Source organism: Oxalobacteraceae bacterium OTU3CAMAD1 (assembly GCA_024123915.1).
Taxonomy (GTDB): Bacteria; Pseudomonadota; Gammaproteobacteria; order Burkholderiales; family Burkholderiaceae_D; genus Rugamonas.
In genome coordinates, this window is record CP099650.1 from 6,892,764 (window position 1) to 6,905,253 (window position 12,490).

Annotated in this window: 12 protein-coding genes; 1 reads left to right on the forward strand and 11 read right to left on the reverse strand. The window is 63.4% G+C overall.

What is annotated here, in order from left to right:
* The first annotated feature begins 9 nt into the window (after positions 1-9).
* The gene (locus NHH88_29500) at positions 10-783 is read left to right on the forward strand and encodes an exodeoxyribonuclease III (protein USX13738.1); all 774 of its coding nucleotides are present in this window, start codon (positions 10-12) and stop codon (positions 781-783) included.
* A gap of 179 nt (positions 784-962) precedes the next feature.
* Here the strand turns inward: NHH88_29500 and NHH88_29505 are convergent, their stop codons facing one another.
* The 11 genes from NHH88_29505 to amt all read right to left on the reverse strand — a co-directional run bounded on the left by NHH88_29505 (position 963) and on the right by amt (position 12,402).
* Entirely contained in the window at positions 963-1,850 is an 888-nt protein-coding gene (locus NHH88_29505; protein USX13739.1) for a pseudouridine synthase, read from the reverse strand.
* Positions 1,850-2,731: a M48 family metallopeptidase gene (locus tag NHH88_29510; GenBank protein ID USX13740.1), complete on the reverse strand. Its 882-nt coding sequence runs from the start codon at positions 2,729-2,731 to the stop codon at positions 1,850-1,852. Before NHH88_29510 ends, NHH88_29505 begins: the two co-directional genes overlap by 1 nt.
* A complete protein-coding gene (locus tag NHH88_29515) occupies positions 2,718-3,974 on the reverse strand; it encodes an AmpG family muropeptide MFS transporter (protein USX13741.1) in 1,257 nt (418 codons plus the stop codon). Before NHH88_29515 ends, NHH88_29510 begins: the two co-directional genes overlap by 14 nt.
* Positions 3,974-4,597: a methionine biosynthesis protein MetW gene (gene metW, locus NHH88_29520; protein ID USX13742.1), complete on the reverse strand. Its 624-nt coding sequence runs from the start codon at positions 4,595-4,597 to the stop codon at positions 3,974-3,976. Before metW ends, NHH88_29515 begins: the two co-directional genes overlap by 1 nt.
* On the reverse strand, positions 4,594-5,736 hold the full coding sequence (locus NHH88_29525; GenBank protein USX17472.1) for a homoserine O-acetyltransferase: 1,143 nt from the start codon (positions 5,734-5,736) through the stop codon (positions 4,594-4,596). Before NHH88_29525 ends, metW begins: the two co-directional genes overlap by 4 nt.
* Positions 5,737-5,843: 107 nt before the next feature.
* Positions 5,844-7,589 carry a phosphoenolpyruvate--protein phosphotransferase gene (gene ptsP, locus NHH88_29530; protein ID USX13743.1) on the reverse strand — a complete coding sequence of 582 codons (1,746 nt, stop codon included), beginning with the start codon at positions 7,587-7,589 and terminating at the stop codon, positions 5,844-5,846.
* A 44-nt stretch (positions 7,590-7,633) separates the two neighbouring features.
* Positions 7,634-7,903: an HPr family phosphocarrier protein gene (locus NHH88_29535; protein ID USX13744.1), complete on the reverse strand. Its 270-nt coding sequence runs from the start codon at positions 7,901-7,903 to the stop codon at positions 7,634-7,636.
* Between the two features lie 92 nt (positions 7,904-7,995).
* Positions 7,996-8,397, reverse strand: a complete 402-nt coding sequence (locus NHH88_29540) for a PTS fructose transporter subunit IIA (protein ID USX13745.1) — start codon at positions 8,395-8,397, stop codon at positions 7,996-7,998.
* 66 nt (positions 8,398-8,463) lie between these two features.
* Positions 8,464-9,423, reverse strand: a complete 960-nt coding sequence (gshB, locus tag NHH88_29545) for a glutathione synthase (GenBank protein USX13746.1) — start codon at positions 9,421-9,423, stop codon at positions 8,464-8,466.
* 189 nt (positions 9,424-9,612) lie between these two features.
* The gene (gene gshA / locus NHH88_29550; GenBank protein ID USX13747.1) at positions 9,613-10,914 is read right to left on the reverse strand and encodes a glutamate--cysteine ligase; all 1,302 of its coding nucleotides are present in this window, start codon (positions 10,912-10,914) and stop codon (positions 9,613-9,615) included.
* A gap of 189 nt (positions 10,915-11,103) precedes the next feature.
* Positions 11,104-12,402 carry an ammonium transporter gene (gene amt / locus NHH88_29555; protein USX17473.1) on the reverse strand — a complete coding sequence of 433 codons (1,299 nt, stop codon included), beginning with the start codon at positions 12,400-12,402 and terminating at the stop codon, positions 11,104-11,106.
* Positions 12,403-12,490: the final 88 nt, after the last annotated feature.

Genomic DNA, 12,490 nt, shown 5'->3' on the forward strand with positions numbered 1-12,490 from the left:
CACCTCTCCATGCCAAAAATCATTTCCGCCAACCTGAACGGCATCCGTTCGGCATCCTCCAAGGGCTTTTTCAAGTGGATGGCCACGCAGGACGCCGACTTCATCTGCGTACAAGAACTCAAGGCGCAGGCGCCGGACATGACGCCCGAGTTCCTGAACCCGGGCGGCTACCACGGCCACTTCCACTATGCCGAGAAAAAAGGCTACTCCGGCACCGGCGTCTACAGCAAAATCGAACCGGACCGCGTGGTCATCGGCTTCGGCGCGCCGGAATTCGACGCCGAGGGCCGCTATGTCCGTTGTGATTTCGGCAATCTTAGCGTGATTTCGGTGTATTGCCCGTCGGGATCGTCGGGCCCGGAGCGGCAGGAGGCCAAGTTCCGTTTCATGGCGCTGTTCCTGCCGCACCTGCAGCAATTGCATGCCGAGGGCCGCGAAGTGGTCATCTGCGGCGACTGGAACATCGCGCATAAAGAGATCGATTTGAAGAACTGGAAGGGCAACAAGAAGAATTCCGGCTTCCTGCCGGAGGAACGCGAATGGATGACGCGGGTGTTCGACGAGGTGGGTTTTGTCGACGTGCACCGAGGCCTCGACCCGCGCGAGGAGCAGTACACGTGGTGGAGCAACCGTGGGCAGGCGTATGCGAAGAACGTCGGCTGGCGCATCGACTACCATGTCGCGACCCCGGGCATCGCCGCCAAGGCCACCACGGTGGCGGTCTACAAGGAAGAAAAGTTCTCGGACCACGCGCCGTTGATCATCGAGTACGCGCACGACTGAGCGCTGCGACGTCGAAAACACCTCGGAGGCACCTCGGAAATACCCCGGAAACACGTAGGGCGGATTAGGCGGAACGCCGTAATCGGCCATGCATGCGCCAACGTAACGCATGCATGGCCGATTACGCTTCGCTAATCCGCCCTACGTGATTGACGGGTGATCAACCACCGACTAAACAATCACAAGCTGCGGCGGCTGCTGAACTCGCGCCAGTCGTTTGTCAGCGGGTCCAGGAACGAGATGCGGCGCGCCAGCAGTTTCAACGGCTGCGACACGTCGTCCGCCTTGCACGGCAGCGCCACCGGATAAAACGCGTCGTTGATGATCGGGATGCCGAGCGATGACAGATGCAAGCGCAACTGGTGCTTGCGGCCCGTGTGCGGAAACAGCCGGTACAAGGTGCAATCGGCGCGGTGCTCGATCACCTCGATGATGGTCTCGGAATTGGGCTCGCCCTCCTCCTCCTTCATGATGAAGAACTTGTCGCCGTCGACCATCCGGCTGCGGTACGTGAACGGATACTCGACACCCTTCAACGTCGGCGCCAACGCCTCGTATTCCTTCTCGATCACCCGCTTCTGGAACATCGATTGATACGCGCCACGGCTCTCCTGCTTGCGCGAGAAGATTACCACGCCGGCCGTCTCGCGGTCGAGCCGGTGGATCGGCGTCAGCGCTTGCTCGCCCAGCGTCTTCTTCAGCCGCACCAGCAAGGTCTCGTGCAGGAAGCGCCCGCCCGGCGTCATCGGCAGGAAATGCGGCTTGTCGACCACCACCAGATGCTCGTCCATGAAGAGGATCTCTTCGGCGAACGGTATCGGCGTCTCCGCCTCCAGCTCCCGGTAGTAAAAGATGCGCATGCCACGCTTGAAGGGGCTGTGCGGCGCCAGCGGCTTGCCGTCGCCGTCGACGACCTCGTCGCGCGCCATGCGCTCGTACCAGGTCGACGCCTCGACGTCGGGAAAGCGCGCCACCAGAAAGGTGATCAGGTCCGGCCACTGTCCTTCCGGCAGCCACAGATAGCTGGGCGCGACCCCGTCGCGCATCGGCAACGGTGGCCGCGACATCAGGACTTCGGCAGCGCCAGCGAGTGGTACTTGGGCAGGTTGTTCGGGTCCAGCCCCTTGGCGCGGGCGTACACCGGCAGCACCAGCGGCATGTTCTTGTTCATGTTGGCGATGCGGTCCTTGCCGGTCGGGTGGGTCGACAGGAAGCTGATCGGCTGGCTCTTGTTGATCGCGCCCATCTTCTGCCACAACGCCACGCCGGCGCGCGGATCGAAGCCGGCGCGCGCGGCCAGGTCGATGCCAACCAGATCGGCCTCGGTTTCATCGCCGCGCGAGAACGTCAACGCAGCGCCCTGGGAGACCATGCCGGCCGCCGCGTCGCCCAGACGCGGATCCACGCCGAAATAGGCCGAGCCGATGGCGCCGAGTATGCGCGAGCCGACCTGCGTGACGGTGTTCTTGCCGGCCTGCTCGCGCGCGTGTTCGCGCAGCGCGTGGGCGATCTCGTGCCCCATCACCGCCGCCACTTCATCGTCGGTCAGATTCAGCTTGGTCAGGATGCCGTTGTAGAAGGCGATGCGTCCGCCCGGCATGCAGAAGGCGTTGACGGTGTCCGACTTGAGCAGGTTGACTTCCCACTTCCATTGCGCCGCGTCCGGATTCCAGCGCGTGGTGAAGGGAATCAGGCGCTTGGCGATGGCGCGCAAGCGTATCAGCTGCGGATTGTTGTCGCTGGCGACGGCATCCTTGTCGTGCGCCTGCTTCAGCATCTGATCGTACTGAAGCTTGGACTGTTGGTCGAACTGCGCGGAATCGCCGCCAATCCCGCGCATGCGCGAGAGTTTTTCGACCGGAATGCCGTCGTTTTGCGCGTAGACCGGCAAGGCGCCCATCACACAGACCAGCGCCATGGCGGCGCTCTTCAATTTAAGCTTTTTCATTTGCACTATTCCAAGGAGCGATTTTCGGCAGCATCATCATCGCCGGGAAGGCGAGGATGAAACACACGATAAAGAACCAGAACCAACCCGTTTCGGCAACAATATAACCCACGGAGGAATTAATGAATGTGCGCGGGACCGCAGCCAGACTGGAAAACAACGCGTACTGGGTGGCAGTATAGCGGGGATCGGTCGCCCTTGACATAAATGCCACCAGCGCCGCCGATCCCAACCCCAGGCTGGCGAACGCCTCGAACCCGAACACGGCGCTCAATAGCACCGGGTCCGGCCCCACGTTGGCCAGCCAGGCGAAGCCCAGAATCGCGATCGCCTGCAGCACCCCGAACACCCACAGCGCGCGGTTGATGCCCAGTTTGATCATCCAGATGCCGCCGACGGCGCCGCCGGCCAGGCTGGCCCACCAGCCGGTGGCGTTGGCCGCGAGGCCGATCTGCTTGGTGGTGAAGCCGACATCGAGGAAGAACTTGGTCGACAACGCGGTCGCCATGCTGTCGCCGATCTTGTACAGCAGGACGAACATAATGATGATGACCGCCTGCTTCAAGCCGTCGCGCAGGATGAATTCGCGGAACGGCAGCACCACCGCCTCCTGCAGGTTCTTGGGCGGCGCGCCGTAGACGGCCGGCTCCTTCGCCAGCAAGGTGCAGACGAAGCCCGGCAGCATGAACGCGGCGACGATCCAGAACACCGCCTGCCACGACATCGTATCGGCCAGCACCAGCCCCAGCGCGCTGGGGATCAGGCTGGCCGCCTTGTAGGCGTTGACGATGATGGCCGCGCCCAGGCCCTGCTCGTCCTCGGCCAGGATCTCGCGCCGGTAGGCGTCGACCACCACGTCCTGGCTGGCCGACAGGAAGGCGATGACGCCGACGAAGACGGCGATCAGGGTCAGCTCGAGCTTGGGGTCGAGCATGCCCAACCCGCCGATGACCAGGAACAGGCCGATCTGCGTGACCGCCATCCAGCCGCGCCGCCGGCCCAGCGGGCCGATGGTGTAGCGGTCCATAAACGGCGCCCACAGGAACTTGAAGGTGTACGGGAACGTCACCAGCGCGAACAGGCCGAGCGCCTTCACATCCAGTCCGGACTTGGCCAGCCACGCCTGCATCAGGTAGATCAGCGTGTACAGCGGCAGCCCGGAGCTGAAGCCCAGGAACAGAATGGATACCGTGCGGCCGTTCAGATACGACAGCCAGTGTCGCTTCTGCTCCTGGGCGGCCATCAGTGTGCTGCCTTCGAGTCGACTTTTTTCCGCAGGCGGAACACCGCCAGGTCGCCACGCAGGTTGGGCAGGAACGACACGCGCCGCCCCTCGGCCAGGGCGACGTATTCGATCACTTCCAGCCCGCATTCGACGGCCAGGTCGCGGAAATCGTTGATGGTGGCGCAGCGCAGGTTGGGCGTGTCGTACCACTCGTACGGCAGCGACTCGGACACCGGCATGCGGCCCTTGAGCAGCGACACGCGGTGCGGCCAGTAGGCGAAGTTGGGGAACGAGACGATTGCCTCTTTGCCGACGCGGACGATATCGCGCAGCAGTGCTTCCACATGCTTCATCATCTGCAAGGACGACAGGCACAGCACCGTGTCGAAGGAGTTATCGCCGAACAGCGACAAACCGTTCTCCATGTCCTGCTGGATCACCTGCACGCCGCGTTTCGTGCTGTCCAATACCTTGTCGTCGGCGATCTCGATGCCGTAGCCGCTGCACTGCTTGTCGCTTTGCAGGTAGTCCATCATCACGCCGTCGCCGCAGCCGACGTCCAGCACGTGCGCGTTGTTCGGCACCCAGTGGGCGATGAAGGCCAGGTCCGGACGGGCCGTGCTTAGTTGGGTGAAGTTCATGCTGGCTCCTTGATATCGTTCCACACCTGGTCGTAGTACGCGCGCACCAGTTTCAGGTAGCGCGGGTCCTCCAGCAGGAAGGCGTCGTGGCCGTGCGGCGCGTCGATTTCTGCGTAGGTCACCCGACGGCGGTTGCTCACCAGCGCCTGCACGATCTCCTGGCTGCGCTCCGGCGAGAAGCGCCAGTCGGTGGTGAACGAGGCCACAAAGAACTTGGCGCGGGTGCCGGCCAGGGTCTTGGCCAGGTCGCCGCCGTGGTGGCGCGCCGGGTCGAAGTAGTCGAGCGCCTTGGTGATCAGCAGGTAGGTGTTGGCGTCGAAGTATTCGCTGAACTTGTCGCCCTGGTAGCGCAGGTACGATTCGATCTCGAAGTCGACGCCGAAGCCGAATTTGTAGTTGGCCGGATTGTCGCCCGGGACGCCGGCGATGTCGTCCACCGCCGCGCGCAGCCTGCGTCCGAATTTTTCGGCCATGTCGTCGTCGGACAGGTAGGTGATATGGCCGACCATGCGCGCCACGCGCAGGCCGTTCTTCGGCACCACGCCGTGCTCATAGAAGTCGCCGCCATGGTAGTCCGGGTCGGACAGGATGGCCTGGCGGGCGACGTCGTTGAAAGCGATGTTCTGCGCCGACAGCTTGGCCGTCGAGGCGATCACCACGCAGTGGCGCAGCCGCTCCGGGTACATGATGGACCAGGCCAGCGCCTGCATGCCGCCCAGCGAGCCGCCCATGACGGCGGCGAACTGGGTGATGCCCAGCGCGTCGGCAAGGCGCGCCTGCGCGGAGACCCAGTCTTCCACCGTGACGACCGGGAAGGCGGCGCCGTAAGGCTTGCCGGTGGCGGGGTTGTTGTGCATCGGGCCCGTCGAGCCGAAGCACGAGCCGAGGTTGTTGATGCCGATGACGAAGAACTTGTCGGTGTCGAGCGACTTGCCGGGACCGACCATGTTGTCCCACCAGCCCAGGCTTTTCGGTACGCCCTCGTATTCGCCGGCGACGTGGTGCGAGGCGTTGAGCGCGTGGCACACCAGCACCGCGTTCGATTTGTCGGCGTTGAGGGTGCCGTAGGTTTCGTACATCAGCATGTAGTCTTGCAGCGCGGCGCCGCTTTGCAGCGGCAGCGGCTGCGCAAAATGCATGGTTTGCGGTTTGACGTATCCCAGGGATGACATATTTTAATTAGAGTTTTGGGGCGGCCCCACGGGCCATGTATCAGGGCGGGACCGCGAGGATGGGTCCCACCGACTTACATCAGCTGCAATTGTTCGACCGCGTCTGCAATTGCACCTGGTTCCATCGAGCGCATGATCTTGCGGGTTTGCGGAACGATCCGCGCAAGGTCGCTATTCAGGATTTCCTGCTTGACCGACAGCAGCTGCGCCGGGTGCATCGAGAATTCGCGCAGTCCCATGCCCAGCAGCAGGCGTGTCAGTTTGACGTCGCCCGCCATTTCGCCGCACACGGCGACTTCGATCCCGGCTTTATGCCCGGCCGCAATCGTCATCGAGATCAATTGCAGCACCGCCGGATGCAGCGGATTGTAAAGGTGCGCGACCTCATAATCAACCCGGTCGATCGCCAGGGTGTACTGAATCAGGTCGTTGGTGCCGATCGACAGGAAGTTCATGCGCTTGACGAACATCGGCAGCGACAGCGCCGCCGCCGGGATTTCGATCATCGCGCCCACCGGCACCGTGTCGTCGAATTTGATCTTCGCCTCGCGCAGTTCGGCCTTGGCCTGGGCGATCATCGCCAGCGACTGGTCGATCTCGAACGCGTGCGCCAGCATCGGAATCAGAATTTTCACCTTGCCGAACGCCGACGCGCGCAGGATGGCGCGCAGCTGGGTGAGGAAAATCTGCGGCTCGGCCAGGCAATAGCGGATCGCCCGCAGGCCCAGCGCCGGATTGAGCGCGGTGTGCTCGGTCTGGTCGAGCGGCTTGTCGGCGCCGATGTCGAGCGTGCGGATCGTCACCGGCCGGCCCTTCATCGCCACCACGGCGCGCTTGTACTGCTCGAATTGTTCGTCCTCGGACGGGATCTTGCTGTTGCGGCCCATGAACAGGAACTCGGAGCGGAACAGGCCCACGCCGTTGGCCCCCGCCTCCATCGCCGCCGGGCAGTCGTCGGGCAGCTCGATGTTGGCCAGCAGCGTGATCTCGGTGCCGTCCTTGGTGATGGCCGGCGTCTTCTTGAGCTTATTGAGCTTTTTGCGGGCGCGCAGCGCGGCGCCCTGGCGCTCGCGGTACTGCTCCAGCACCAGCGCGCTGGGGTTGGCGATGACCACGCCGGCGTCGCCGTCGATGATCAGCCAGTCGTCCTGCTCGATCAGGGTGGAAGCGCCGGACATGCCGACGGCCGCCGGAATATCCAGGCTGCGCGCGACGATGGCCGTGTGCGAGTTCTGGCCGCCGACGTCGGTGACGAAGCCGATGAAGGAGCGGTCGCGGAACTGCAGCATGTCGGCCGGCGAGATGTCGTGGGCGACGATGATCATCTGCGCCTGGAATTCGTCGCCGCTGTTGGTGGTCGGCGGCAGGATCTGCGCGGTGCCCATCAAGACCTTGAGCACGCGCTCGGCCACCTGCTGGATGTCGGCCTTGCGCTCGCGCAGGTACGGGTCCTCGATCTCGTCGAACTGCGCCGACAGCTCGTCGATCTGGGTCAGCAGCGCCCATTCGGCGTTGTAGTGGCGCGCGCGGATAATGTCGAGCGGCGCCTCCGAGATCATCGGGTCCGACAGGATCAGCGCGTGGACGTCGATGAAGGCGCCCAACTCGGTCGGCGCGTCCTTGGGCAGCTCGTTCCACAGCGTTTGCAGTTCCTTGTGCACCTGGGCCAGCGCCTGCTGCAACCGCACCACTTCCGCTTCCAGATGCTCTTCGGCCACCAGGTAATGCTTGACGTCGAGCGCCGCCGGCGCCAGCTTGTGCGCGCGGCCGATGGCGATGCCGCGGGAGACGGGAATGCCGTGCAGTGTGAAAGAAGCCATGGGTGGACCAGTGAAAATGCGGGAACGGCTACGATCCGAGGGCATTACTCGCCTTCGCCGAACTTGTCGTTGACCAGCGCCGACAAGGCGGCGATGCATTCGCTTTCATCGGGGCCGTCGGCCTCCAGGGTGACCTTGGCGCCCTTGCCGGCGGCCAGCATCATCACGCCCATGATGGACTTGGCGTTGATGCGACGCGCGTTACGGGTCAGCCATACGTCGCTTTGAAACTTTGCTGCCAGTTGGGTAAATTTGGCGGAAGCGCGGGCATGCAGTCCGAGCTTGTTGATAATCTCAAGTTCTTGTTGAATCATTTTTCTTTTGTCTCAATGAGAAATCGGCGCAGCATCCGTTACAAAACATCCACCGCGCAAAATAAGCCGCACAAAAAATTCCCGCGTCGTCACTACACGACGCGAATCCGGTTGTCGACGCGCACCGCTCCGCTTTGCGCGCCGGCCAGGGCCATCTCGACGACCACGTCGAGCGTGTCGCGCCGGTAGGTGATGGCCCGCAGCAGCATCGGCAAACTGATGCCGGCGATGACCTCCACCCGGCCCGCGTCCGCCAAGCGGTCGCAACAATTGGCGGGGGTACCGCCCTTGACATCGGTCATGATCAACACGCCGTCGCCGTCGTCGAGCCGTTTGATCGCCGCCGCCGCCAGGGACTGCACTTCACCGAGGTCCTGGTCGGCGATCACATCGATCGCCTCGAGCCGCTCGGTCGGACCACGGAACACATGCGCGCAGGCGGCGATGAACGCCTGTCCCAGCGGTGCGTGCGTCATAAGCAGTATGCCAACCATATTCTTAAACCGCCAGTGAGCGCGGAGGTTTTTGAGGCCGTCCGGCAAAATTATTTTGAATAATCATCATCGAGCCGGGGTCGCCACTTCCACGGCCGCCTCCACCGCATCCATGAACATCGCCGCCACCGGGAAACCGGCCTGCTGGGTGATTTCCTGGAAACAGGTCGGACTGGTAACGTTAACTTCCGTCAGGCAATCCCCAATCACGTCCAATCCTACCAGCAACAAGCCGCGCGCGGCCAGTATCGGCCCCAGGGTATTGGCGATTTCGAAGTCCCGTTCGGTCAAAGGTTGCGCTACGCCAAGGCCGCCGGCCGCCAGATTGCCCCGCACCTCGCCGTTTTGCGGGATGCGCGCCAGCGAAAACGGCACGGGCTTGCCACCGATGACGAGGATGCGCTTGTCGCCCTTGGCGATGTCCGGAATGAAGCGCTGGGCCATGATGGTGCGCTTGCCGTTGTCGGTCAGCGTCTCGATGATGGCGCCCAGGTTCATCGCGTCCGGCTTGACGCGGAAGATGCCGGTGCCGCCCATGCCGTCGAGCGGCTTGAGGATGACGTCGCCATGCTCGGCCTGGAAGGCGCGGATGCGCGCCTCGTCGGCCGTCACCAGGGTCGGCGAGGTGAACTCGCTGAACTGGGCGATGGCCAGCTTTTCGTTGTGGTCGCGGATGGTCGACGGCTTGTTGAAGACGTTGGCGCCCTGCTTCTCGGCCAGCTCCAGCATATAAGTGCCGTAGATGTACTCCATGTCGAACGGCGGGTCCTTGCGCTGGATGATGGCGTCGAACTCGCCCAGATTGGTTTCCACGGCCGGCGCGGCGCGGAACCAGTCGGTGGCGTCGTCCAGGATGGTTATTTGAGCAACATTGGCGTAGGCCACGCCGCCGTTGACGGCCATGTCTTTTTGCTCGAAGGCGTAGACGGTATGGCCGCGTTTGGCGGCCTCCACCATCATGGCGTAGGTCGAATCCTTGTACGTCTTGAAACTGGCCAAGGGATCGGCGAGGAAAGCTATTTTCATGGGCGCATCCAATCTGGGTAATGCCTGATTTTAGCCGAGATTCGCCGGGGACACCGGCTCAGGCCGGTTGGAGGCCGCAGAGTGAGCCCCGCACTAACCCGCAAGGCCAGTCGGGGTCGTACCCCTTGGGGTACGACCCCTGCGTGCCGCCGTGCGGGTTAAAAGCTGGCGCCGCCGCGACGTAAGCGCTCAATACACTTCCGGATTCGGATCGGTGCGTTCCATTTCCAGCGACGCCGCCAGCAGCGCCAGCCGCGCCACCACGCCGTAGACGTAGAAGCGGTTCGGCGCCGCCGTGCCCGGCTTCGCCTTCAAATCCGGCACCGCGTGCTGCTGCGCGAACGCCAGCGGCACGTACTGCGAACCGGGCGCGTTGAGGTTCTGGTCGACGCCCTTTTCCGCGTGCACGCGGTAGAAACCGCCGACCACGTAGCGGTCGATCATGTACACCACCGGCTCGGCGACGTCGTCCTTGATGCTCTCGAAAGTCGGCACGCCCTCCTGGATGATGAAGTCGGTCACTTCCTTGCCATCCTTGATGACGATCATCTTGTCGCGCTGGGCCTGGCTCAAGTCCTTGATTTCGCTGGAATCCTTGATCGTCAGGATGCTGGTGCCGTAGGTCCCGGCGTCCGGCTTGACGATCACGAAGGGCTTGTGCTCCTTCATGCCGTATTCCTTGTACTTCTTCTTGATCTTGGCCAGCAGCGCGTCGACATTGGCGGCCAGGCAATCGTAGCCGTCTCCGGTGCGGAAGTTCACCGCGTCGCACTTGGCGTGGAACGGGTTGAGCATCCACGGATCGACGCCGATCAGCTTGCCGAACTTCTTGACCACCTCGTCGTAGGCGTTCAGGTGGTTGCTCTTGCGGCGCACGGCCCAGCCGGCGTGCAGCGGCGGCAGCAGGCTCTGCTCATGGATGTTCTGCAAGATCTCCGGAATGCCCGCCGACAGGTCGTTGTTGAGCAAAATCGTGCACGGATCGAAGTCCTTCAACCCGACGCGGCGGCCGTTGGCCGAGCGCACCAGCGGCTCGACCACCAGCATGTTGCCGTCCGACAGAGCGATCGGGGTCGGCTGCGTCACCTCAGGCGACAGCGAACCGAGGCGCACGTGCAGGCCGGTCTGGCGGAAGATTTGCATCAGCCGCGCGACGTTTTGCCAGTAGGTCGGGTGGCGCTGGTGGATTTCCGGGATCAGCAGCAGATTGCGCGCGTCCGGACAATATTTGTCGATCGCGGCCATCGCGGCCTGCACTGACAGCGGCAGCATTTCCGTGGCCAGGTGGTTGAAACCGCCCGGGAACAGGTTGGTATCGACCGGCGCCAGCTTGTAGCCGGCGTTGCGCATATCGACCGAGCAATAGAACGGCGGCGTGTGTTCTTGCCATTCCAGACGGAACCAGCGCTCAATGGCCGGCGTGGCGGCCAGGATTTTTTCTTCGAGATCGAGCAGCGGACCGGTCAGAGCCGTGACGAGATGGGGAACCATGATTACTTCCTTAAATGTGCGGGAGGACGGCCCTCCAGGCAACAGAACCTCAAATATTACCTTGCAGATAGCCCAAATCAGGGCGAAAACCCTATTTTAAAGGTGGAAATGGCGCGCAAACGAAAAAAGCGCCTCATTCGAGGCGCTTTTGTGGGCACCCGCCGAAGCGGGTTATTACAACAACAACGATTAAGCGTGGTAAGCGGACTCGCCGTGGGTGGTGATGTCCAGGCCTTCGCGCTCTTCCTCTTCAGGAACGCGCAGGCCGATGACCACGTCGACCAGCTTGTAGGCGATGAACGAGACGACAGCCGACCACAGGATGGTGACGCCGACGGCGGTCGCCTGGGTGGTGACCTGGCCCATGATCGAGTAGTCAGCCGATGCCTTGTTGGCAACGTAGTCCCAGATGCCCTGGCCGCCCAGCGATGGCGAAGCGAACACGCCGGTCAGCAGCGCGCCGAGGATACCGCCGACGCCGTGGACGCCGAACACGTCCAGGGAGTCGTCGGCGCCCAGCAGGCGTTTCAGACCGTTCACACCCCACAGGCAGACGACGCCGGCGGCCAGGCCGATGACCAGCGCGCCCATCGGACCGACGAAACCGCAGGCCGGGGTGATGGCGACCAGGCCGGCCACCGCACCCGAGGCGCCACCCAGCATCGATGGCTTGCCTTTGAAGATCCACTCGGCGAACACCCACGACACGGTCGCGGCGGCGGTGGCCAGCAAGGTGTTGACGAAGGCCAGCGCGGCGATGTCAGCGGCTTCCAGCGCCGAACCGGCATTGAAACCGAACCAGCCGACCCACAGCAGCGAGGCGCCGATCATGGTCATGGTGACCGAGTGCGGGGCCATCGATTCGCGGCCGTAGCCGACGCGTTTGCCGATCATGTAGGCACCGACCAGGCCGGCAACAGCGGCGTTGATGTGCACCACGGTGCCGCCGGCGAAGTCCAGCGCGCCTTTTTGGAACAGGAAGCCCGCTTTTGCCGCTTCGGTGGCGGCGGTGGCCGCGTCCTTGATCGCGTCCGGACCGGTCCAGAACCAGACCATGTGGGCGATCGGCAGGTAGGCGAAGGTGAACCACAGCACGACGAAGGCAAGCACGGCGGTGAACTTGGCGCGTTCGGCGAAGGCGCCGACGATCAGGCCGCAGGTGATGGCGGCGAACGTGGCCTGGAAGGCGACGTAGATAAATTCAGGAATGACCACGCCCTTGCTGAAGGTGGCGGCGTACGAGAACGCGCCCTTGGCCGGATCGAAGATGCCGTTCAGGAAGGCACGGTCGAATTTGCCGTAGAAGGCGTTGCCTTCGGTGAATGCCAGCGAATAGCCGTACACGCACCACAGCACCACGATCAGGGCGAAGACCATGAACACCTGCATCAGGATCGACAGCATGTTTTTGGAACGGACCAGGCCGCCGTAGAACAGCGCCAGGCCGGGAATCGTCATCAGGATCACCAGCAGGGTCGAGACCATCATCCAGGCGGTGTCGCCCTTCTGTGGCGTTGGCGCCGGTGCTGCGGGCGCTGCCTCGGCGGCCGCAGGCGCGGTGGCGGCGGGCGCGGCG

What these genes read in the sequence shown, in the direction of transcription:
- NHH88_29500 (USX13738.1), top strand. Translation starts at nt 10, where the DNA reads ATGCCAAAAATCATTTCCGCCAACCTGAACGGCATCCGTTCGGCATCC.
- NHH88_29505 (USX13739.1), bottom strand. Translation starts at nt 1,850, where the DNA reads ATGTCGCGGCCACCGTTGCCGATGCGCGACGGGGTCGCGCCCAGCTAT.
- NHH88_29510 (USX13740.1), bottom strand. Translation starts at nt 2,731, where the DNA reads ATGAAAAAGCTTAAATTGAAGAGCGCCGCCATGGCGCTGGTCTGTGTG.
- NHH88_29515 (USX13741.1), bottom strand. Translation starts at nt 3,974, where the DNA reads ATGGCCGCCCAGGAGCAGAAGCGACACTGGCTGTCGTATCTGAACGGC.
- metW (USX13742.1), bottom strand. Translation starts at nt 4,597, where the DNA reads ATGAACTTCACCCAACTAAGCACGGCCCGTCCGGACCTGGCCTTCATC.
- NHH88_29525 (USX17472.1), bottom strand. Translation starts at nt 5,736, where the DNA reads ATGCATTTTGCGCAGCCGCTGCCGCTGCAAAGCGGCGCCGCGCTGCAA.
- ptsP (USX13743.1), bottom strand. Translation starts at nt 7,589, where the DNA reads ATGGCTTCTTTCACACTGCACGGCATTCCCGTCTCCCGCGGCATCGCC.
- NHH88_29535 (USX13744.1), bottom strand. Translation starts at nt 7,903, where the DNA reads ATGATTCAACAAGAACTTGAGATTATCAACAAGCTCGGACTGCATGCC.
- NHH88_29540 (USX13745.1), bottom strand. Translation starts at nt 8,397, where the DNA reads ATGGTTGGCATACTGCTTATGACGCACGCACCGCTGGGACAGGCGTTC.
- gshB (USX13746.1), bottom strand. Translation starts at nt 9,423, where the DNA reads ATGAAAATAGCTTTCCTCGCCGATCCCTTGGCCAGTTTCAAGACGTAC.
- gshA (USX13747.1), bottom strand. Translation starts at nt 10,914, where the DNA reads ATGGTTCCCCATCTCGTCACGGCTCTGACCGGTCCGCTGCTCGATCTC.
- amt (USX17473.1), bottom strand. Translation starts at nt 12,402, where the DNA reads ATGATGGTCTCGACCCTGCTGGTGATCCTGATGACGATTCCCGGCCTG.